Source organism: Brucella sp. RRSP16 (assembly GCF_052246815.1).
Classification (GTDB): domain Bacteria; phylum Pseudomonadota; class Alphaproteobacteria; order Rhizobiales; family Rhizobiaceae; genus Brucella; species Brucella intermedia.
Window position 1 is genome coordinate 256,560 of record NZ_JBQQAM010000007.1, and the last position, 21,161, is coordinate 277,720.

The window sequence follows — 21,161 nt, forward strand, 5'->3', positions numbered from 1 at the left end:
GCACGCTCTGAATGTGGCAGCGAGGTTGAATGTTCGATCGTCTTCTGGATTTTCTAAAAGAACTTCCGGCCAGCGGTTTTCGTGACCGGAATGAAAAATTTTCCAATGACGACCCGCGACTGGCCGCCGCCGCCCTGCTTTATCACATCATGGATGCTGACGGTGAAACGCGAGAAAGCGAGCGCAAGAAGCTCTCTTCAATGTTGTCGCTGAAATATGGTCTGAAGGGCGACAGTCTCAAGCGGCTGATCCGTGCAGCCGAAAAAGCCGATCAGGAAGCAATTGATCTGTCGGATTTCACGTCTGTCCTCAAGCGGCAGCTCGACTATCAGGCTCGTCTCGACCTGATCGGCCTGATGTGGGAAATGGTTTATGCCGACGGCAAGGTGAGCGAAGTCGAGGCAGACGTGATGTGGCGGGTGGCCGAACTGGTCGGCATCCGGCAAGATGACCGGAATGCCATAGAGGATCGCATGGACAAGGCGAACCGGAGCACCTCCGCCTCCTGAAACTCCCGGTATTTCAAATGATCAGGTCCGGCCTTGCAGGTGCCGGGCCTTACGCAGTTGCGGGAACATTGCAGCCCAGGCGATGGCAACGGCGATCGATCCCAGTCCGCCGATGACAACGGCGGGAACGGCGCCGATGGCCGCGGCCATCAGACCAGCGCGGAATTCACCCAGTTCGTTCGACGCGCCGACAAAGACCATATTGACCGCATTGACGCGGCCACGCACATGATCTGGCGTCCATAACTGCATCAGCGTTTCCCGGATATAGACGCTGATCATGTCAGCAGCGCCCGCGAGCGCAAGGGCAACGACCGACAGCCATGTCAGGGTAGAAACGCCGAAAATAATATTGAAGAAGCCGAAGAGGCCGACAAAGACGAACATCACCCGGCCGGCATGATCGCGGATCGGGTGTCCGGCCAGCCAGATGGCGGTCAGAACAGCGCCAATACCGGGAGCGGAGCGCAGCAATCCAAGCCCCCATGGCCCCAGATCGAGGATATCGCGCGCATAAATCGGCAGCAGTGCCACTGTCCCGCCGAGGAGAACGGCGAAGAGGTCAAGGGAAATCGCGCCGAGGACTATCTTTTCCTTCCAGATGTAGCGGAACCCGGCCAGCATGCTCGTCAGCGACCGTTGTTCGGCGAGCGTGTGCTGCTTCGGCTTGGGGATGGAGAAGATCAGAACCGAACCGATGAGCAGAAAGACAGTTGCGACCGAGTAGGCCGCCACCGGCGAAATGCCGTAGAGCAGGCCGCCTGCGACCGGACCGACAATGGTAGCCACCTGCCATGCGGATGAGTTCCACGAAACGGCGTTGGCGAAATCCTCCGTCGGCACGAGGTTGACCACGAGCGAAGCTGAGGATGGTCCGAGAAACGCACGCGCCACGCCAAAAAGTGTAAGTGCCGCAAAGACGGTAAGGGGCTCAAACAGACCTGCGAGTGTCAGACCGAGCAGCAATGCCGTCACGACGCTTTCCAGGATGAGCGAAAGACCCATGATGAAGCGTCTGCCAAAACGGTCGGCGGCGGCGCCGGTCACCAGAACGAGCAGCAGCGACGGCAGAAACTGCACCAGCCCGACCATGCCCAGATTGAAGGCGTCGCGGGTCAGATCATAGATCTGCCAACCCACAGACACACTTACGATCTGGACTGCAAAAGCGCTCAGGAAACGGGCGCCCCAATATTTTTTGAAGGCAGAGTGCCGGAACGCTGCGTAACGATCAGCAGAAGAAGCGTCGGTTGTGGGGGACATTGCTCATAATATCTGAAGCATTTCCAGCAAAAGTGCGAAGCGATCTTGTGTTGGACAATGCGGGACAACAAGAAGATAGACGTTACTTACAGCATCCTTCCCATGATCGGAACCACTTTTGTGAACTATTTTGTAAGGCAGGAACCGGAAAATTGCGGTGCGGCCTGAAAGCAGAAAAGGCCGGTTTGAACCGGCCTTTCCTTGTTGTTGAGGGTTGTCGTTTCGGATCAATCCTTGCCGAGCAGGCCCTTCCAGATGATCGCGCCAATGGCAGCGCCGATCAGCGGTGCAACCCAGAACAGCCAAAGCTGACCGAGTGCTGCCGTTTCGGCAAACAGAGCTACACCCGTCGAACGAGCCGGGTTGACGGACGTATTGGTGACCGGGATCGAAATCAGGTGGATCAGGGTCAAGCCCAGACCGATGGCAATCGGAGCAAAGCCAGCCGGTGCCAGCGACGAGGTGGAACCCAGAATGATGATGAGGAAGAAGGCAGTCAGGACGATTTCGATAAGTAGCGCCGCCATCATGCTGTAGCCGCCGGGCGAAAGCTCGGCATAACCGTTCGAAGCAAATCCTCCGGCGGTGAAGCCGTCCTTGCCGGAAGCGATCAGGAAGAGTACGGCCGCAGCCGCGATGGCGCCCAGAACCTGCGCAACCCAGTAAGGGATAAGGTCTTTGGCCGGGAGACGGCCCGCCACCATGAGTCCCAACGAGACGGCGGGATTGAAATGGCCGCCGGAAATGCCGCCAACGGCATAGGCCATGGTAAGCACCGTCAGACCGAAGGCGAAGGCAACGCCAAGAAAGCCAATGCCCAGTTCAGGAAAGGCCGCAGCGAGGACTGCGCTGCCGCAGCCTCCGAAAACGAGCCAGAATGTGCCGAAAAATTCAGCCGATAATTTGTTCAGCATGGAAATCCCCAGGGTTGGTGTAGTGAAACTGCTGCATGCGAATCATTTAGCAAGAAGCATATAATCCCCTTTTTCTTTCAACAATAATGTTTAACTTGAATTTCAGCGTTTGTTTTCTGTGGATTTGTCCTGTCGTTCCAGTAAACAGGAGGGCTATTCTTCTTATATTCGAATTTGCTTTTATATCTGTTCTAAACCGGGTTTCCCCGGACATTCAACCGTGCTCGACCGGACTTTTTTAAAGCCGTCAAACCCGTCCGGCTATATTGCGGAACGGGGGTGCGGCACGTTATAAGCACGGAGGTCGAACGGGCGACGCTCTCCAGCGCAGAAGCGCTTGGCGGGTGGTTTCGCGGGGCAGATTGGAGTTGTCAGCCTTGAACACTCATCGTGGGACGAAAGCGCAAAGGCTCGTTTCAGGGGCGGCCAAAGTCGTTCCGATCGTTGCGGCCCTGTCCGGCTGCACGGCGACGGCATGGACGGAAAAAGTGAAAATCGACAGTACCCCCATGCCGACTGAATGTGCAGGCTGGCAGAAGATCGATCTCAAACAGCGCACGACATTGGCCCTCCTGCGTGAAGATCCGCGCCTTGTGGTCGAGATCGACTCGCACAATCTCAAGGGCCGCAATCTCGGCTGCTGGCAGTAGCAAACAAGTCAGATCGGGGTTGTATGGGCCGCGCCTGCTAAGCCCGGTCCGCCAGCCGAACGTCGACTTTTTCGATGGTGCCACGCAGGGCTGGCAGCATCGTCTCGAAATCGATAGATTCGCCCGGTTTCAGCATCGTTTCTCCCGAAGCCATACGGCGTTCGCGTTTGCTGCCGTCGCTATAGGTAATCATGACGATCAGCGGGGGAGCAGGGCGTTCTTCCGATGTGGTGTTCTGGATGCGGCCCCCAACGCTGAGAATATCGCTGTTCTCACGCATATTGGTTTTGAGATCGGTCAGCTGAAGTGCCGAAACCAGCGGCAGCATCGATTGTCCGCCGGAAGCGGGCTTGTCGGCAAGCAGCGTATATCCGCCTGCAATCCAGAAAGCGGTTGTCGCGCAGAGAGCGACGAGAACCCAATATCCGAACCCCGGCCATTCGCTGGCCGGACGGGTTTCCGACAGGAACTGCCGCGAAGCGGGCGGCTTTTGTGCGATGACGGGGAAGGGGAATTTTCGGCGAGGCGAAACCGGGACGATGGTTTCGAATTCGGCATCCTCGACGGGACCGCGACCGGCGGCAAACCACGCCGCGGGATGGCTTTCACGCGAAGGCGTACGCGACATCTGCGCTGTTGATGGTCGTTTCGCCATCATGACGACATCTTCCTTTGCGTTTTCGCCCCTTCGACCGGTGTTATACACTGGCTCATAATGGTTAATGCTTCATGGCCGATGCAACGGTCACGCATTTTTTAAGGCTCGTTCGGGCTGAATTAACGCAACATTAACCATAGAGGATAAAGGTCGATCCGATATCGATGTCATCCGTGCATCCTTCAGCGCGCGGACAATTGAAGAGAAACAGCCCGGTGATACGTTTCGAGAATGTCGGCCTGCGATATGGAATGGGTCCTGAAATCCTGCGCGATGTCAGTTTCCATATTCCGCCGCGTTCATTCCAGTTCCTGACCGGCCCTTCCGGGGCGGGAAAAACATCGCTCATGCGCCTTCTCTTCATGGCGCTGAAGCCGACGCGCGGCCTTATCAATATTTTCGGCAAGGATGTTGCGCGGCTCAATCATGCGGAAGTTCCGCTTTTGCGCCGCCGCATCGGTATCGTGTTTCAGGATTTTCGCCTGCTCGACCACATGACGACCTATGAGAATGTGGCGCTTCCGTTGCGCGTGCGCGGGAAGGAAGAGGCGACCTACCGACATGAGGTGGAAGAGCTTCTGCACTGGGTTGGGCTGGGCGATCGCATGAATGTACTTCCGCCGGTCCTTTCAGGCGGCGAGAAGCAGCGTGCCGCAATTGCCCGGGCCCTGATCGACCAGCCGGAACTGCTTCTCGCGGACGAACCGACCGGCAATGTCGATCCGCCGCTTGCAAAGCGTCTTCTGCGCCTTTTTACCGAACTGAACCGTTCGGGTACCGCTGTCATTATAGCGACCCACGATCTTTCCCTGATGGATCAGGTCGATGCGCGGCGCATGATCCTCGAACATGGGCGGCTTGACATCTATGATTGATGCAAAGAACGCCTTGCAACGCAAGCTGGATGATGTCCGGGTCCGTTTGGAAGACCTCAAGGACATGCTGCTTGTGCGTATCGGCAAGCGCCGGAAGCGTCAGGGGCCAAGTCCCATCGTTCCCGATGGCAGCGTTACGGGCACCGCGCTTGTCATTGTGATCGCCATCATGACCTTTCTGGCATGTCTGACGATGGGCGGTGTGACGCTCGTTCGCGCTTCGGCTGCAGCCTGGCAGAGCCAGATCGCACGCGAAGCTACGATCCAGATACGGCCTGTCGATGGCCAGGACATGGAAAAGGCGCTGACCCAGGCGAGCGAGATCGCACGCGGTTTTGCTGGCGTCAAAGGCGCGAGCATTATCGATAAGGATGCGACTGCACGGCTGCTCGAACCATGGCTCGGCAGTGGTCTCAACATCGATGAACTGCCTGTGCCGCGCCTTGTCGTCGTTACCATCGATGAAAATGCACCGCCTGACTTTGAAACCATGCGCGCTGAAATCACGCGCGCCATTCCGGCTGCAACCTTCGACGACCATCGCACCTGGGTCGACAGGCTTGTCTCCATGGCGCATACGACGGTGTTCGTCGGGACCGGTGTTCTCTCGCTCGTGATCGCGGCGACGGTACTGACCGTGATCTTCGCCACGCGCGGCGCAATGTCGGGCAACGGCCACATTATCGAAGTGCTGCATTTCATCGGTGCGGAATCGAAATTCGTGGCGCGCGAGTTCGAATGGCATTTCTTCCGCACTGCCTTGAAGGGTGCGCTGTGCGGCGGTGCAGCCGCGATGCTGGTATTTCTGGTCTTTTCCTGGTGGGCGTCGAGCCATATGGCAACGCCTGAAGGCGACCAGGCGGCTGCCATGTTCGGCAATTTCGCTATCGGGCGCAGCGGCTATATCGGTGCTGCCGTCATCATCATTCTGGTCAGTTTCCTGACCATGCTGACCAGTCGCCTGACGGTGATCCGCCAGCTTGCAACCATGGACGGTCCGGGAGTGCGCTCCGAATGAAGACCTTTTCCGCCACGGGCGCTTTCAGGACGAGATTTTCATCCGCTTCTCCGACTTCTCGCCGCAATGCTGGCTATGATGGAAGGAGAGATGGTACGCGAATCCCGCAAGCGCTATCGGGCGGGCACCGGTCGAGTGACGATGCAGTGGCACAGAGGCAGACAGCAAACAGGCTCTCTACAGGCAATGTGGTCTGGCGCCGCCGCCGGAACGACGTTTCCCTCCAATCCTTTGCACTTGCGTCCGGCAATTTCCTATGGTCTGTCATGATGCGCATGTTCAGACGTTTTCAGCCGGTTTCCATCGTTCTGTTTGTCATTCTTCTGGCGTTTCTCGTCGGCTTCGTCGCGTTCGGTGAAAAGGTCACCAGCATGCAGCCTCCGGCCATTGATGAGCCTGCCGATGCGATCATCGTTTTGACCGGTGGCCAGTCCAGAATTCAGGCTGCGGTCAATCTTCTGAAAGACAAGCGCGGAAAGCGGCTTCTGATCAGCGGCGTTCATCCATCGACCAACGAAAAGGTGCTGCAGCGCGCGACACATGCCGACCAGAGCCTGTTCGACTGCTGCGTCGATCTCGACCGGTCGGCGCTCAACACCATCGGCAATGCCGCGGAAAGTGAACGCTGGATTCGCACAAACAATTATCGCCGGGTGATCCTGGTCACCAATAATTATCATATTCCGCGCAGCACGCTGGAGATGTCCTATCTCATGAAGGATGTGGAATTCATTCCCTATCCGGTGGTGAACGGGGAACGTCGCGAACACAGCTGGGTTGCCGAAGGCGACACGTTGCGCGTGCTGTTCATCGAATATGTGAAGTATCTGGGCGCCGTAGTGCGTGTGGGTGCAAGCGAGTTGTTTGGAACGCAGCCCCAGCAAAGCGCGACGGCGGCAAACTGATCTCGCCCACGGAATACGATTTCCTGATGGAAATGGCCGATCTTCCTGATATATCGGTGCCGTCACTTTCTGAAGAAAGTCCAGAATTCGCGCGTGATCGTTTGCCGGAACCCGGAAACGAAAATGCTTTAGCCAGGGTCTCCGCCGACTGATGCTTCTCTACCTGCGCTCAATCCTGTTCAATGCGGCGTTTTATATCTGCACACTTGTTCAGATGATCGTCTATACGCCCTTTTATTTCCTGTTGCCCCGCAAGAAGGCCTGGATCGTGCCGAAGCTGTGGGCACGGGTCAATCTCTGGCTTCAAAAGCATATCGTCGGTACGGACTGTGTCGTCGAGGGATTGGAGAACATTCCCGAAGGCGCCTATATCTGCGCGCCGAAGCATCAATCTGCCTGGGATACTTATGCTTTCCTACCCTATCTCGACGATCCGGTGCTGATCCTGAAGCGGGAACTGATGCGTATTCCGCTTTTCGGCTGGTATATCGCCAAGATGCAGATGATTCCGGTTGACCGGGGCTCCCGCGTCAAGGCGCTACACTCCATCACCAAGGGGGCGGAAAAGGCGATTGCGGACGGCCGCCAAATCCTCATTTATCCCGAGGGAACGCGCCGGGCGCCGGGCGCTCCGCCGCAATACAAATACGGCATCGTTCATCTCTATGAGGCGCTCAATATTCCGGTTGTTCCGATCGCGCACAATGCGGGCCTCTACTGGCCACGCCGCAAGTTCCTGCGTTATCCCGGAACCGTTCGGGCCCGTATCCTGCCACCCATTCCGCCGGGCCTGCCGAAAGAGGAATTCCTCAAGAGGTTGATCGAAACGACGGAAACGGCCTGCGACGAATTTCTGCTCGCCGCCAGCCGCGATCCAAATCCTCCCCCGATGCCGCCGACCGCCGTTCAACGACTGAACGAGCTCGGCGTTTAACCTTCACACCATGTTAACGGCCTGATCACGTTCAATTGCGTTGCGAGAACGACAATTCGCCGCGTTTTCTAGAACTTTCGTTTTTCTTGCGTGCAACCTTGAAACCCGTTATCAGAGCCCGACACGAAAGGACACATCATGAATATTGATGCCATCTCCATCGGCTCCAATCCTCCTGAAGACGTCAACGTCATCATTGAAGTGCCTGTCGGCGGCCAGCCGATCAAGTACGAGATGGACAAGAAGGCCGGCGCCCTCATCGTCGACCGCTTCCTCTACACGCCAATGACCTATCCGGGCAATTACGGCTTCGTGCCGCATACGCTTTCGGAAGATGGCGATCCGATCGACGTTCTCGTCTGCAACACCCGCCCGCTGGTTCCCGGCTGCGTGATCAATGTTCGCCCGATCGGCGTTCTGGTCATGGAAGACAATTCCGGCAAGGACGAGAAGATCATCGCCGTGCCGTCGCCGCACCTGACGCGCCGCTATGAGAAGATTCACGACTATACCGATATGCCGGAGATCACTCTGAAGCAGATCGCGCACTTCTTCGAACACTACAAGGATCTGGAACCCGGCAAGTGGGTGAAGATCGGTGACTGGGGTGACGAAGATTACGCACGCAAGTTCATCGTCGAAGCTATCGAACGCGCCAAGAACAAGTAAGCGGCAGCTTCTCGACCCGTCTAAGCAAAAGCGCCCGGCAATGTCCGGGCGCTTTTGTATTTGTACTGATCGTTCATTCGTGCCAGCTTCCGGCTCCCACTTTTCGGGAGGCGTGTTTAAAGGAAGAGCGGCAGCAGCGTCGTCCACATGAACTGGCGGATGAAGAAGATGATCAGCAGCAGGATGATCGGTGAAATATCGATGCCGCCCAGATTGGGCAGAAGATTGCGGATCGGCCGCAAGACGGGTTCCGTTACCTTATAGAGAAACTCCCCGATCGACGCCACGAACCGGTTGCCGGAATTGACGACATTGAACGCATAGAGCCATGAGAAAATGGCGCTCGCAATAATGATATAGGTATAGATATCAAGCGCCAGATCAATGGTGCGGAACAATGCGATCATGGGGGCCTCCTTGGCAATTGGCGGAGATGTAGCGGTTGCGTCGGTCAAGAACAAGGGCTGAGAACCTGAGCGCGGGAATTTTTGAGGAGCGTTGTGCCGGCTTGCAGCCGCTTAAATCGTCGAATTCTCGTTGATATTGCGGTGTATTAGATCGTTGACGTGTTCCAGCCAGTGGTCGCGCACGCGCATATTGCGCAGATGCTGGAGCGTATTGGCGACATAATCCACATTGGCACCTGAATCGCCGCGGGCGGACGCGACGATTGCCGCCGCGTTCTCGGCTGAAAGCGAACCGGCATACTGGATGTGATGGCGGTCCGCTACATAGGTGACCGCATCGACACTGCGACCGTCGGCGAGACGCAGACGGAGATGCTTCTCGTGATAAACGTGGTTCGACATTTCACGTTCACGCAGATAGGTCATCACTTCGCCGGTCATGTCGCCGGGCACGCGAAAGGCGATACCGAGGCACGAGCCGCCGGCATCCAGCCCCAGCACCAGGCCGGGATGGTCCGGTGTTCCGCGGTGGACATGCGAATAGATGCAAAGGCTGCGCCTGTAGCCATAAAGACGTGCGCGGACCGTTTCCACATGCGCAAAGCCCGGTCGCCACATCAGCGATCCATAGCCGAAAACCCAGAAATCGTTCATTTGCCTGTCATCGAGAGCCGTGGCCATGGGGGTGCCAATAAGAGCCTGTACCAGAAGTCGCCAGGCCGGTCTGCAAATCGCCTGCCGCTTTTGATTCAAGCTCTAATGATTAGAGCGCATCACGAAAAGTGTGAAATGATTTTCGGAAAAGATGCGCGTCAAAATAGATAGGAAGAGCGCCAACCTCATTCAATCAGATTGAAACGCACTCTGACGCGTGTCGATTTCCACCAGTAATCATCGGATATCTCTCGATTTTTCTTCCTCTTCCCTTCACAAGGCACAATCCTGCCATAATATGGCCACCAGTCGAGAGGAGCACAATGTTGACGAGATTTGGGATCTAGCCCGAATCCGGCGCGGGTTCCTCGAAACAACTGACTGATAAATAAGGCTTTTGAAATGGCGCATACTGGAATGAACGCACCGAAAGCCAGAAAGCGTCCTATAACGCTCCTCGTCATTCTTGTTGTCCTGGTTGCTGGCTATACGGCGGGCTGGTTCTATATTGCAAACAAGCTTGAAGCACGAGCCAAGGCTGACATGGCCAGGCTTGCCGCTCAGGGTGTCGGCGTGAAATGCGAAGACCTGCGCATGGGCGGTTATCCGCTGCGCGTCAATGTCATCTGCGACAGTATTTCATGGCAGCGCCCCTCCGAAGGCCTGTCGTTCCGCGCCGGGCGGTTTACCTCCGGCTCTCCTGTCTATGCACCGCGTTCCCTGTCGAATGACCTGACGGGCCCCGCCTTCATCGAATTTCCGGGGCTGGCGCCGCTGGAAGTGAACTGGAGCAAATTTACCTCCAACACCCGGCTGGCGCGTCCTTTGCCGACCGAAATCGAACTGGCCGCGCGCGAAGTCGCGGTTGGTCTGCGCACGGAAACCACGACGACAGAACCGCTCAGCACGCTCGAGCAGATGGATTTCCGCATGAGCGAAGCGGATGGAGCCCTGAAGCTCAATGGCCGCTTTGCCGGATTGAAGCTCGCCAAGGCGGCGATAGGCAATGCCACCAGCCCTGAAGTCGACGGCGTGGCAGATATCGATGTGTCCGATGCCGCAACCCTGCTGGTGAGGAGCGACGCACCGTTTCATCAACGGCTGCGCGGGCATTCCGGCACTGTCAATCAGGCTTTCCTGTCCATGCCCAATGGAGCCATGGTTTCCGTTGCAGGACCGTTTTCCATCGATGCGGACGGGCTGATCAATGCGGATGTGAAGCTGACGCTGGTCAACCCGCAATCGCTGGCACAGGCGGGGCAGACGGTGTTTCCCGAGCAGGGCGGCAATATAGCCACCGTGCTGTTTGCTCTCTCGGCCATGCCGAAAGACGAAAACGGTAATCCCGTGATGGAAATTGCCGTTCGCAAGGGCAAGGTCAGCGCCGGATTCATTCCACTTGGGCGGTTGCCTGCTCTTTAAGGGAGCAGCGGAATAAGGCAGTAAGGGAGTAGGGCAGTTGTGCTGCCCTATGCGCGCGTCGCAGCCTGACGGCCAAAGTCCGGCGCATCAACTTCCTGTCCCGCATCAATGATGCCGCGCCGCACGGCGCGTGTGCGCGTGAAAAGGTCGAACAGTGCTTCACCGTCGCCCCAGCGGATCGAACGTTGCAGCGAGGCAAGGTCTTCCGAAAAACGCCCGAGCATTTCGAGGATCGCGTCCTTGTTGTGCAGGCACACGTCGCGCCACATTGTCGGGTCGGAGGCGGCCAGACGCGTGAAATCGCGGAAACCGGAAGCGGAATATTTGATGACTTCCGATTTCGTCACCTGTTCCAGATCGCTGGCCGTACCGACGATATTGTAGGCGATGATATGCGGCAGATGCGAGACGATGGCCAGCACCAGATCGTGGTGCTGCGGGTCCATGCGATCAAGGCGCGAGCCGCAGGCGCTCCAGAAGTCGCTCAGCTTTTCCAGCGCCGCTTCATCCGTATCGGGCAGGGGCGTCAGAATGCACCAGCGATTGGTGAAGAGCTCTGCAAAGCCCGCGTCCGGGCCCGAATATTCCGTTCCCGCCAGCGGGTGGCCGGGAATGAAGTGCACGGTGTCGGGCAATTCCGGCTGCATCTGGGCAATCACGGACGCCTTGGTGGAGCCAACGTCGGTCACGATGGCGCCGGGTTTGAGATTTGCCGCGATCTGGCGTGCGACGGTGCCTGACGAGCCGACCGGCACAGACACGATGACGAGATCGGCATCCTTGACGGCCTCAGCGCTATCCGTGGCGTAGCTGTCGCCGAGCCCCAGTTCCTCAGCGCGCTTCAGCGTTTCGCTGCTGCGCGTGGCGATGGCGATGTGATCGGCAAGCTTCTCACGTCGAATGACGCGCGCGAGCGATGAACCGATAAGGCCGATGCCGACCAGGGCGATCTTGTTGAAATGGACCGTGGACATTGGTTTACTTCAAAAATTCGGTCAGGGCGGCGACGACGCCGCGATTGGCTTCTTCCGGTCCAACCGTAATGCGCAATGCATTGGGGAAGCCGTAACCGCCGACGCGACGCAGGATATAACCGCGTCTGGAAAGCCATTCGTCAGCCTTGTCCGCCGAATGCGCAGCATCTTCGGGAAAGTGGATCAGCAGGAAATTCGTGACCGAAGGTGTTACCCGAAGTCCGAGCTTTGTGAACTCCTCGGTCAGCCAGCCAAGCCATTTTTCATTATATGCGATCGACTTGTCAACATGGGCGCGGTCCCGGATAGCGGCAGCGCCTGCTGCAATGGCAGCCGAGTTCATGTTGAACGGTCCGCGAATGCGATTGACGGCATCGATGACGTGCAGGGGCGCATACATCCAGCCGATACGCAGGCCCGGCAGCCCATGGATTTTCGAGAAGGTGCGCGTCATGACGACATTCTCGTTGGAAGAAACGAGTTCAAGGCCTGCTTCGTAGTCGTTGCGGCGCACATATTCGGCATAGGCCGCATCGAGAACAAGAAGCACATGCTTGGGCAGTCCGGCATGAAGGCGACGGACTTCCTCGAAAGGAAGATAGGTCCCGGTCGGATTGCCCGGATTGGCGATGAAGACGATCTTCGTGCGCGGCGACAGGCCAGCCAGAATGGCGTCCACATCGATCCGCTCGTTCTTCTCCTTGACGGTGACCGGCGTTGCACCCGCACCCAGGGTCTGGATCTTATAAACCGCAAATCCGTGTTCGGTGATGATGGTTTCATCGCCCGGAGCAAGATAGGTCTGGCAGAGCAGCCCAAGCAGTTCGTCGGAGCCGTTGCCGCACATGATATTCGCTAAATTGAGCGCCTGCGTTTCGGCAATCGCCTGCCGCAGAGCCAGCGCCTGCCCGTCGGGATAAAGCTCCAGTTTTTCGCCTGCGCGTCGATAGGCTTCCACGGCATGCGGGCTCGGACCGATCGGCGTTTCGTTGGACGAGAGCTTATAGACCTTGGCGACGCCTTCCACATGTTCCTTGCCGGGTACGTAGGCCGCGATGTCGAGCAGGCCTGCCTTGGGCTGGGGACGGGTAAGGTTCTGCGTATCGGTCATGATTTTGGCTCCGCCAAAAGGTCAATGTTAAAGGTCTGATGGGGCATATCCCGCCATTGCGTCCAAGTCGAGAAAAACCTTGGCCGATAATACTTGTCGGCCGCAGCAACTGTACGTTTTTGCGGGGCTTGATGCGTAAATGTCCTAGTTTGCGTTGGAATCCGAAATTCGACGCCACACTAGTTTTTGCGATCTGTCTTGCCGGTTCCTGCCGGTACCTTCCGCAACCCGCCGACAGGTGTTCCTTGCGGCGCAAGAACCGGAACGAAAACACGGCGCGACGAGCGCTGGGCAACAGGCAGTCCCTGATAAAGCCGCTTCTGTGCTTCCACCACCAGAACACCGGAAAAGACCGGCCACAGCCGCCGTCCCATGCCTTCGAGCGCGAGACAGGGCCGCATCATCCATCGCCGCGTGGCAGGAGGGAAGTGCAGCGCGTCACTCACAGTGCTGACGGTGAAATTCGCCTCGCGCAGCAAGGTCGTCAGCTGAGTACGGCTATAGGGCCGCCCGCTACCGAAGGGCGTGTGCTCGAAGCGGGCCCAGAGACCCCTCCGGTTCGGCACCACGATAACGAGCCGCCCATTGGGCGCGAGAACGCGCCACATCTCCTTCAGCGTTTCCGTCGGGTTCTCCGCATATTCCAGCGCATGCACCATGAGCACGCGATCAATCGAAGAATCGGGCAGCGGCAGTTCCTCGTCGAAAACGAGCGCTGTCGCCGGCTTTTCCACAGACGGCCAGGCGACGGCTCCCTGACCGGCAGGCATGAAGGCAAAGGTCCGCTCCGTATCGGCGCTGAAACGGTCGAGATAGGGCAGGCTGTAGCCCATGCCGACAAGCCGCTCTCCCGGCACGCGATCCCATAGCCCGGCAAGCGCCATACGGATGGCGCGTTCCGCGAGATGGCCCAGAGTGGTATCGTAAAATGATCGCAGTTCGATGATGTCCGGATGCATGGAAGCCACGCTATATGAAATCTCGACGTTGGGAAATGGAGAAGCCGGAGCATCTTCAAGTGGTGGGGTGCAATTTCCTCAAACCATGGTATAGAGCGGCCTTTCCGGCGCCTTCATGCGCCGCCCAAGTCTGCGCGTAAGCGAACGATCAGGAGAAGCAGCAGATGCCCGAAGTCGGCGGCAAGACAATCGAAGTTCTCTTTAGTCCGGATGAGATTGCAGGCCGCAATCTTGAGCTTGCCAAGGCCATCGCTGAACGCAAGTTCCACAATCTGCTGACGATTTCGATCCTGAAAGGGTCCTTCATCTTTGCAGCTGACCTCATTCGCGCAATGCATGATGCGGGTGTGGAACCCGATGTGGAATTCATCACCGTTTCGAGCTACGGCAAGGGGACGACAAGCACGGAAGTTCGTCTGCTGCGCGATATCGACAGTGACGTGCGCGACCGCGATGTGCTTCTGATCGACGATATTCTGGAATCCGGCAAGACGCTGAAGTTCGTCCGCGAACTGATGCTGGAACGCGGAGCCCGCAGCGTCAGTATCGCCGTTCTTCTCGACAAGAGCGTGCGCCGCAAGGTCGATCTCGACGCCGATTTCGTGGCTTTCGAATGCCCAGACTATTTTGTCGTCGGCTATGGCATGGACGTGGGGCACGCCTTCCGCCAGTTGCCTTATGTCGGTCGGGTGATGGAATAGAGCCTGTTTCTCAATCGAATTTCAACAGGCGCTGCAGATATTCCTTTTCCATCTGCGGCGTCAGCGCATTGCCGAGCTTGCGGCGGATTTCATCGAGAATTTCACGCGCGCGCTGAATATCGATTTCGCCGGGAATTTTGACGTCATCGTTAAGGCTGTCTCCGGTACCCTGCTGCCGTCCGAGTGGATCGCGGCCCCTGCTGCCGTTGGCTCCGCTTTGTCCCTGTCCGTCCTGACCCATGGCCTGCTGCATCTTCTGCATCATGTCGCGCCCGCCGCGACGCAGCGCGTCAAGCGCACTGCCCTGCTGGTCGTTTGCTTCCGCGCCTTCGCTTCGGCCCAGTGCGTCCGTTGCATTGCCCATTGATTTTCCAGCATCCGAAAAATCCTTGCCGGGTTCGATGCCCATGCCCTTCAGATCGTCCATCAGCTTCTGCAGATCGGACTGGAGGTCCTTCTGCTGCTGTTGCAGCTTGCGCATGGCTTCCGCCATATCGGGTGGAACATCGCCTTTTCCACCCGGGCCTTGTCCGTTTTCGGTTTCACCGCCCATGGAACCGTCATCGCCCGGGAACATGTTGTCGCCGAATTCGCCTTCACCGTCGCTGCCGCCGAACTGACGCTGCATCTTCTGATCGAGGTCGAAGGTCTCGTTCATGGTCTTTTGCTGGCGCTGCATCAATTCGCCAAGCTTGTTCATCTGCTGCTGCATCTGGCCCTGCTGGCCTTGCCCCTGACCTTGCTGACCCTGCTGCGCCTGCCTCATCTGCAGGTTGTTCATCAGATTCTGCAATTGCGACAGCAGTTCTTGCGCCTGATCACGTGAACCCTGACGCGCCAGATTTTCAATCTGGTCCATCATGCGCTGTAGATCTTTTTCCGTGAGCATCCGCGCATTGGGGTCCGGCGCGGCCCGGCGGGCATTCGGATTCTGCTGCTGGCGCTGAGCGAACTCCCGCAGGAAGTCCTGCATCGCCTTGCGCAGCTCTGCTGACAGCTTTTCGATCTCCTCCTGCGAGGCGCCATTCTGCAGAGCGTTCTTCAGGGCTTCCTGTGCTTGCCGCAGGCGTTTTTCGGCGGCAGACAGATTGCCGTCCTCGATACCGAGTGCCACCTGCCACATATAATCCGCCGCATCACGCAAGTCGTCATCGCTTCTGGCAAGCCGCAGACGTGTGCCAATCGTGACCAGTCCCAGATAATGGGCGGCATTCTTGATGGTTTCTTCCGGACGGAGAGTTATTGCCGACAGCATGTCGAGCACATGGTCGCGCTGCGTCGCGTCAAGCGCCAGAATACGGCGCTGCTCCGCGACAGCACGGGCAAGCGGATTGCTGAAAGGGCGCTCCGGCAAGGTGATGACCTTGGTTTCGCTGCGGCCCGTTTGCCCTGCCGCATCGGTTACAACCAGTGTGAGCGCAACCTTTTCGCCGGCCCATGGGTGCTCGGTCAGGTCCTTCGAAGTGGTGGCGTCCTTCACGCCGCGGCGCGGCAAAGCAAGCGGCAGTTCCGGCGCGTCGTAAAGCGGCGCGGCTTCCTCATCCTCATCGTTGTCGAGCGGGACGATCTCACCTTCGGCCTTAACCGGCGCATAGTCGTCCTCGATCTGGTAGGAGAGCTGCAATGTGCCATTCAACGCACGCCCCGGCTCTTTTGTGAAGCGGATCGTCGGCGGGTTGTCCGGAGTAACGGAAAACTTCCAGCGGGCATCGGTACCGGAAAGTGCCAGAGTCTCGTCCTGCTGCAGATCATAGCGGAAATTGCGGCTGCCATCGACGACAGCCTGTTCTGCAGGGGCCTTCTGGTCTTCCCCGGCGGTTACCGGCTGGACGTCGCGGCGCTCGCCTTTCGCATCGGTCGCGGTAAGCCGTTCAGAGCCGCCGCCAATCACCCGGACCGAAAGAATGCTGCCTTGCGGCACGTTGATTGCTGCCTCCACGCCTTCGTTCGTGGCGGCCAGGAACACGGGAGCGCGACCGGTGTAGCGCGGTGGCGTCACCCATGCATCGATGCGCGCAACGGCAGTGCCATCGCCCGGACGGATATGAAAGGCATCGGCAATGCGGCCGCTGTTCGGACTGAAACTATAAGCGAAAGCGGTTACGAAAAGGAGGGCGACCACCGCTCGAAGGCCAAGAGGGTCGTGTTCGGGAACCCGCGTGTAAGGCAGACCGGATTGCAGGTTTTTCAGCCGGTCCGCCATGCGGCGCTGGTGTTCGCGCCATAAGGCCACGGCAAACGGATCGTTTTCTCCGGTTGCCATATGGCCCGTCTGCACGGCGAGCGGTTCGTGAACGAGGCCGTTGATCGCCTCGATACGGCTTGTAATGTCGCTTTCGGTCGGGGCTCTAAAGCGGAACGGCAGGTAGATCGATATGAGACCGGCAAGCCCGAACAGCGCCAGAACGCCAAAATGCAGCCAACGCGGCATCATGCCGAACAGGCCAAACCAGCCGAGGCTGAGAAACAGGCCGATCAAAAGTATCAGCGGCAGGATGAGCGGCCAGAACCGCTCGAAGCTGATTGAGAGAAAGGCGCGCAGACGTAAACGGCGGAGGCTGGCGCCGTCGCCCGAAAACAGCCGCAGAAAAGCATCTCGCGCAAGGCGCGGCCTGTCTTTCCTGTCGTCGCTACGATCCGTCATCTGGGCTTTCTGGCGTGTATCACGTTTTTATCTTGCAACAGGATAACACGCATCATGCAAAGGCGAGGCTTTGCCATGATAATTGTATTCGCGGGTTATAACCACTCGGGCACGGAATCGAGCGCGAGCAGTTCTTCATAAGTGCGCCGCGGACGCACGACGTGATAGCGGTCGCCATCCACCAGCACTTCCGGAATAAGCAGCCGGCTGTTGTAAGTGCTGGAGAGCACGCCGCCATAAGCGCCCGTGGTGCAGACGGCAATCAGGTCGCCGGGCGCCGGTTTGGCCACTTCCCGGTCGAGGCCCAGATAATCGCCGGTTTCACAGACCGGGCCAACGAAATCGGCGCGGATACGGGGCGCATCGTCTTTCGGCAGGGCAACCGGCTTGATGTCGTGGAACGCATCATAAAGTGTGGGACGAATCAAATCGTTCATCGCCGCATCGACGATGACGAAGTTCTTGGCATCGCCTTCCTTCACGAAGATCACTTCCGTCACCAGAAGTCCTGCATTGCCGACAATCAGGCGGCCCGGTTCGAACACGGTCTTGAGACCGAGCGGCTTGATATGCCTGGCGACGATTTCAGCATAAGCCACGGGCAAAGGTGGCGGCGTATTGTCGGTACGATAAGGAATGCCCAATCCGCCGCCAACGTCGACGTGGCGGATATTGTGGCCGTCGGCCTGCAATTCCTTGACCAGTTGCGCCATCAGTGCAAACGCATCGTCGAATGGTTCCAGGTCGATGATCTGGCTGCCGATATGCATATCGATGCCGACCACGTCGAGACCGGGGAGGCTTGCTGCACGGGCATAGGCTTCCCGCGCCTTGACGCGGGGAATGCCGAACTTGTTCTCGGACTTGCCGGTCGAAATCTTGGCGTGGGTCTTGGCATCCACATCAGGGTTGATACGCAGCGATACGGATGCAACCTTGCCTGCCCTGACGGCGCGGGCCGAAAGAATTTCGAGTTCCGGTTCGGATTCCACGTTGAAGCAATAAATGCCAGCTTCCAACGCAAAATCCATTTCGTGCGGCGTCTTGCCTACGCCGGAAAACACGATCTTGTTTGCCGGGATGCCTGCCGCAAGCGCACGGCGAATCTCGCCCTCCGAAACGGTATCGGCACCGGCCCCCAGCTTGGCCAGCGTTTTCAGGACGGCCTGGTTGGAATTGGCTTTCAGCGCATAGGTAACGAGCGTTTCCATTCCGGCGAAGGCTTCGCTGAACACGCGGAAATGGCGCTCTACGGTCGCGCGGGAATAGACGTAAAATGGCGTACCGACGGCCTGTGCGATTTCAGGCAGGCTGATATTTTCGGCGTGAAGGACGCCGTTGCGATATTCGAAATGGTTCACAGAAAAGGCCCTACAGCGGAAACTTACAACAGCTTGTCGAGGATGATCGGCTTGTCTTCCTTCGGTTTCGGCTTGGTGTGGCCCTGTTCGTCGGTCACGACGGCAGATGGCGGCGGCTCTAGCGGGCCCTTGCGGCCGCAAGCGGCAAGCGTGGCGCTAAGCGTGGCGATCAGAAGCACGGAAGAAATGGCGGAGCGGCCTGTCATCAGCTTTGGTTCCCGAAATAAAATCTGTTGGCGCTAGCTGTAACGCAAAATTTCCAAGAGTGGAATCATCCGTTGACTGGATGATTCCACATGACGTCATGTTGATCGACTATCAGGCCCTGGTAATGCGCTTCTTCCAGTAACGGATCTGGCGGCGCACTTCCTGCGGGGCCGTGCCGCCGAAGGACTGGCGGCTCTTTACCGATTTTTCGACTGTCAGGTAGCCGAAAACGGCATCGGTGATACCCGGATGGGTCGATTGCAGTTCCTCCAGCGACAGCTTCGACAGATCGACCTTGCGGCTTTCAGCCAGAGCGACGGCGCGACCGGTCACGTGATGGGCCTCGCGGAAGGGAAGTCCCAGTTCGCGCACCAGCCAGTCGGCGAGATCGGTCGCAGTGGAATAGCCGGAACCTGCCGCCTTCTTCATCGAGGCCACATTAATCGTCAGGTCGCGCACCATGCCCGCCATGGCCGCAATGGCGAGTTCCAGATTTTCGGCAGCGTCGAAAACCTGTTCCTTGTCTTCCTGCATGTCCTTGGAATAGGCGAGCGGCAGCCCCTTCATGATGGTCAGAAGGGCGACCAGCGATCCGTTGATGCGGCCCGTCTTGGCGCGAACCAGTTCGGCGGCATCCGGGTTCTTCTTCTGCGGCATGATGGACGAGCCGGTGGAGAAAGCATCGGAAAGCCGCACGAAATTGAACTGCGGTGTGGACCAGATGACGATCTCTTCGGCCAGTCGCGACAGATGGCCTGCGCAGATCGCGGCAAGCGATAGGAATTCCAGCGCGTAGTCACGGTCGGAAACGCTGTCGAGCGAATTCCGGGTGGGCTCACGAAAGCCGAGCGCCTTGGCGGTCATATGACGGTCGATCGGGAAGCCCGTGCCTGCAAGGGCTGCCGCACCCAAAGGCGATTCGTCCATGCGCTCGATGGCATCGCGCACACGCGACAGGTCGCGGCCGAACATTTCCACATAGGCCATGCAGTGATGGCCGAAGGTGACGGGCTGCGCGGTCTGGAGATGGGTGAAACCTGGCATCACGGTTGCGGCGTGTTCCTCGGCGCGCTCCAGGAATGCTTCGATCAGGTTCTTGAGCGCGGCGGCGGTCTTTTCCAGTTCCCGCTTGACCCAGAGGCGGAAGTCAACGGCCACCTGATCGTTGCGCGAGCGGGCGGTGTGGAGACGTCCGGCGGAAGGGCCGATCAGTTCGGCAAGCCGCGCTTCGATATTCATGTGAATGTCTTCGAGCTTGCGCGAGAATGTGAACTTGCCTTCCTCGATTTCCTTGAGAATGGTTTTCAGGCCATCTTCGATCTGGCGATGGTCTTCCGCCGCAATAATGCCTGTCTTTGCCAGCATGGCTGCATGGGCAAGCGAGCCCTGAATATCCTGCGCATAGAGCTTGCGGTCGAAGCCGATCGATGCATTGATCTCTTCCATGATCGCATCCGGGCCTGAGGCAAAACGGCCGCCCCACATCTGGTTGCTTGATTTTTGTTCGCTCATGCTCATATGCCCCGAGTGACGATTTGGCGGAATATTGGAAAGAAGTAACGCGACATGGCAGAAGACAACGAAAAGGCGAATTCCGAACAGCAGACGAAATCGGGAAATCGCAAGATCGTCCTTCTTGCCGCCCTTGCCGGTGTCATTGCCGGTATCGTGGCGGTATACGTGATGGAGCGGCCTTCTGGCAATGTCGTTGACCAGAATGTTTCAGCGAATGTTGCAGCCGAAAGCGACGAAGCATCGGCGAAGTGCGCTCTTAGAGCTGATGCGCTGAAGGCGCTGGATGCAGCTGCGACCGGCGGCGTGGCAGCCATGCGCGCTGCCGAAAAGCCGATTTCCGTCTCGCATATCGCCTTTACCGGCCCGGACGGCAAACAGATGACGCTCGGCGACTACAAGGGCAAGACGCTGCTGGTCAATCTGTGGGCGACGTGGTGCGCTCCCTGCCGTGAGGAAATGCCCGCTCTCGACAAGTTGCAGGGCGAGAAAGGCGGCAGCGATTTCGACGTTGTCGCCATCAACATCGATACCGGCTCCGACGACAAGCCCAAGGGCTTTCTCAATGAAATCGGCATCAACAACCTGACCTTGCACCGGGATGCTTCCATGTCGAGCTTCAACGAATTGAAGCGCAAGAACCTGGCTTTTGGCCTTCCCGTAACCCTGCTCGTAGACAAGGATGGCTGTCAGATCGCATCCATGAACGGCCCTGCGCCGTGGGACAGCCCGGAAGCCAAAAAACTCATCGAAGCGGCTAAAAATCTTTAGTCTCGACAAAAGCGAAATGCGGTGGCTTTTTTTCCTGTGAGGG

22 protein-coding genes are annotated in these 21,161 nt (G+C 58.0%); 10 read left to right on the forward strand and 12 right to left on the reverse strand.

From position 1 onward, the window contains the following. The first annotated feature begins 29 nt into the window (after positions 1 to 29). The gene (locus ACS5UA_RS13450; protein ID WP_063619745.1) at positions 30 to 509 is read left to right on the forward strand and encodes a tellurite resistance TerB family protein; all 480 of its coding nucleotides are present in this window, start codon (positions 30 to 32) and stop codon (positions 507 to 509) included. A 21-nt stretch (positions 510 to 530) separates the two neighbouring features. Here ACS5UA_RS13450 and ACS5UA_RS13455 read toward each other — a convergent pair whose 3' ends face one another. Next, entirely contained in the window at positions 531 to 1,772 is a 1,242-nt protein-coding gene (locus ACS5UA_RS13455) for an MFS transporter (RefSeq protein WP_183515669.1), read from the reverse strand. 227 nt (positions 1,773 to 1,999) lie between these two features. Next, positions 2,000 to 2,686, reverse strand: a complete 687-nt coding sequence (aqpZ, locus tag ACS5UA_RS13460; RefSeq protein ID WP_021587451.1) for an aquaporin Z — start codon at positions 2,684 to 2,686, stop codon at positions 2,000 to 2,002. 377 nt (positions 2,687 to 3,063) lie between these two features. Here aqpZ and ACS5UA_RS13465 point away from each other — a divergent pair, with 377 nt between their 5' ends. Then, positions 3,064 to 3,336 (forward strand): hypothetical protein, encoded by a 273-nt coding sequence (locus tag ACS5UA_RS13465; protein ID WP_253176188.1) that lies wholly within the window; start codon positions 3,064 to 3,066, stop codon positions 3,334 to 3,336. Between the two features lie 37 nt (positions 3,337 to 3,373). Here the strand turns inward: ACS5UA_RS13465 and ACS5UA_RS13470 are convergent, their stop codons facing one another. Continuing rightward, positions 3,374 to 3,994 (reverse strand): hypothetical protein, encoded by a 621-nt coding sequence (locus ACS5UA_RS13470; protein WP_253176189.1) that lies wholly within the window; start codon positions 3,992 to 3,994, stop codon positions 3,374 to 3,376. 251 nt (positions 3,995 to 4,245) lie between these two features. Here ACS5UA_RS13470 and ftsE point away from each other — a divergent pair, with 251 nt between their 5' ends. The 5 genes from ftsE to ppa all read left to right on the forward strand — a co-directional run bounded on the left by ftsE (position 4,246) and on the right by ppa (position 8,395). Then, complete coding sequence (gene ftsE / locus ACS5UA_RS13475; RefSeq protein WP_025092146.1) at positions 4,246 to 4,869, forward strand: cell division ATP-binding protein FtsE; 624 nt, start codon at positions 4,246 to 4,248, stop codon at positions 4,867 to 4,869. Then, positions 4,862 to 5,887, forward strand: coding sequence for a cell division protein FtsX (locus tag ACS5UA_RS13480; RefSeq protein ID WP_025092147.1), 1,026 nt, complete (start codon positions 4,862 to 4,864; stop codon positions 5,885 to 5,887). Before ftsE ends, ACS5UA_RS13480 begins: the two co-directional genes overlap by 8 nt. Further along, on the forward strand, positions 5,884 to 6,792 hold the full coding sequence (locus ACS5UA_RS13485) for a YdcF family protein (protein ID WP_113474214.1): 909 nt from the start codon (positions 5,884 to 5,886) through the stop codon (positions 6,790 to 6,792). The genes ACS5UA_RS13480 and ACS5UA_RS13485 overlap by 4 nt, the downstream gene beginning before the upstream one ends. Before the next feature lie 151 nt (positions 6,793 to 6,943). Then, the gene (locus ACS5UA_RS13490; RefSeq protein ID WP_021587444.1) at positions 6,944 to 7,726 is read left to right on the forward strand and encodes a lysophospholipid acyltransferase family protein; all 783 of its coding nucleotides are present in this window, start codon (positions 6,944 to 6,946) and stop codon (positions 7,724 to 7,726) included. A gap of 138 nt (positions 7,727 to 7,864) precedes the next feature. Continuing rightward, the gene (gene ppa / locus ACS5UA_RS13495; protein WP_006467934.1) at positions 7,865 to 8,395 is read left to right on the forward strand and encodes an inorganic diphosphatase; all 531 of its coding nucleotides are present in this window, start codon (positions 7,865 to 7,867) and stop codon (positions 8,393 to 8,395) included. A 116-nt stretch (positions 8,396 to 8,511) separates the two neighbouring features. On the opposite strand, the gene ACS5UA_RS13500 is transcribed toward ppa, so the two are convergent. Beyond that, positions 8,512 to 8,802: a YggT family protein gene (locus ACS5UA_RS13500; protein ID WP_006467933.1), complete on the reverse strand. Its 291-nt coding sequence runs from the start codon at positions 8,800 to 8,802 to the stop codon at positions 8,512 to 8,514. A gap of 111 nt (positions 8,803 to 8,913) precedes the next feature. Then, the gene (locus ACS5UA_RS13505) at positions 8,914 to 9,483 is read right to left on the reverse strand and encodes a gamma-glutamylcyclotransferase (protein WP_176073788.1); all 570 of its coding nucleotides are present in this window, start codon (positions 9,481 to 9,483) and stop codon (positions 8,914 to 8,916) included. Between the two features lie 375 nt (positions 9,484 to 9,858). On the opposite strand from ACS5UA_RS13505, the gene ACS5UA_RS13510 reads away from it, so the two are divergent. Further along, a complete protein-coding gene (locus ACS5UA_RS13510) occupies positions 9,859 to 10,878 on the forward strand; it encodes a DUF2125 domain-containing protein (protein WP_273772006.1) in 1,020 nt (339 codons plus the stop codon). A 47-nt stretch (positions 10,879 to 10,925) separates the two neighbouring features. Here the strand turns inward: ACS5UA_RS13510 and ACS5UA_RS13515 are convergent, their stop codons facing one another. The 3 genes from ACS5UA_RS13515 to ACS5UA_RS13525 all read right to left on the reverse strand — a co-directional run bounded on the left by ACS5UA_RS13515 (position 10,926) and on the right by ACS5UA_RS13525 (position 13,922). Next, positions 10,926 to 11,852 (reverse strand): prephenate/arogenate dehydrogenase family protein, encoded by a 927-nt coding sequence (locus ACS5UA_RS13515; RefSeq protein WP_006467928.1) that lies wholly within the window; start codon positions 11,850 to 11,852, stop codon positions 10,926 to 10,928. A 4-nt stretch (positions 11,853 to 11,856) separates the two neighbouring features. Continuing rightward, positions 11,857 to 12,963, reverse strand: coding sequence for a histidinol-phosphate transaminase (gene hisC, locus ACS5UA_RS13520; protein WP_006467927.1), 1,107 nt, complete (start codon positions 12,961 to 12,963; stop codon positions 11,857 to 11,859). A gap of 179 nt (positions 12,964 to 13,142) precedes the next feature. Then, entirely contained in the window at positions 13,143 to 13,922 is a 780-nt protein-coding gene (locus ACS5UA_RS13525) for a class I SAM-dependent methyltransferase (protein WP_006470935.1), read from the reverse strand. 164 nt (positions 13,923 to 14,086) lie between these two features. Between ACS5UA_RS13525 and hpt the strand changes: the two genes are divergently transcribed. Then, entirely contained in the window at positions 14,087 to 14,623 is a 537-nt protein-coding gene (hpt, locus tag ACS5UA_RS13530) for a hypoxanthine phosphoribosyltransferase (RefSeq protein WP_006467925.1), read from the forward strand. 10 nt (positions 14,624 to 14,633) lie between these two features. Here hpt and ACS5UA_RS13535 read toward each other — a convergent pair whose 3' ends face one another. From ACS5UA_RS13535 to argH, 4 genes are all read right to left on the reverse strand, one after another. Continuing rightward, complete coding sequence (locus tag ACS5UA_RS13535; RefSeq protein WP_273772007.1) at positions 14,634 to 17,267, reverse strand: TIGR02302 family protein; 2,634 nt, start codon at positions 17,265 to 17,267, stop codon at positions 14,634 to 14,636. A 95-nt stretch (positions 17,268 to 17,362) separates the two neighbouring features. Next, positions 17,363 to 18,628 carry a diaminopimelate decarboxylase gene (gene lysA, locus ACS5UA_RS13540; protein WP_253176192.1) on the reverse strand — a complete coding sequence of 422 codons (1,266 nt, stop codon included), beginning with the start codon at positions 18,626 to 18,628 and terminating at the stop codon, positions 17,363 to 17,365. Between the two features lie 23 nt (positions 18,629 to 18,651). Beyond that, positions 18,652 to 18,834: an LPS translocon maturation chaperone LptM gene (gene lptM, locus ACS5UA_RS13545; protein ID WP_253176193.1), complete on the reverse strand. Its 183-nt coding sequence runs from the start codon at positions 18,832 to 18,834 to the stop codon at positions 18,652 to 18,654. 112 nt (positions 18,835 to 18,946) lie between these two features. Continuing rightward, the gene (argH, locus tag ACS5UA_RS13550) at positions 18,947 to 20,347 is read right to left on the reverse strand and encodes an argininosuccinate lyase (protein ID WP_253176194.1); all 1,401 of its coding nucleotides are present in this window, start codon (positions 20,345 to 20,347) and stop codon (positions 18,947 to 18,949) included. Positions 20,348 to 20,401: 54 nt separating this feature from the next. Here argH and tlpA point away from each other — a divergent pair, with 54 nt between their 5' ends. Next, positions 20,402 to 21,118: a thiol:disulfide interchange protein TlpA gene (tlpA, locus tag ACS5UA_RS13555; protein WP_253176195.1), complete on the forward strand. Its 717-nt coding sequence runs from the start codon at positions 20,402 to 20,404 to the stop codon at positions 21,116 to 21,118. Positions 21,119 to 21,161: the final 43 nt, after the last annotated feature.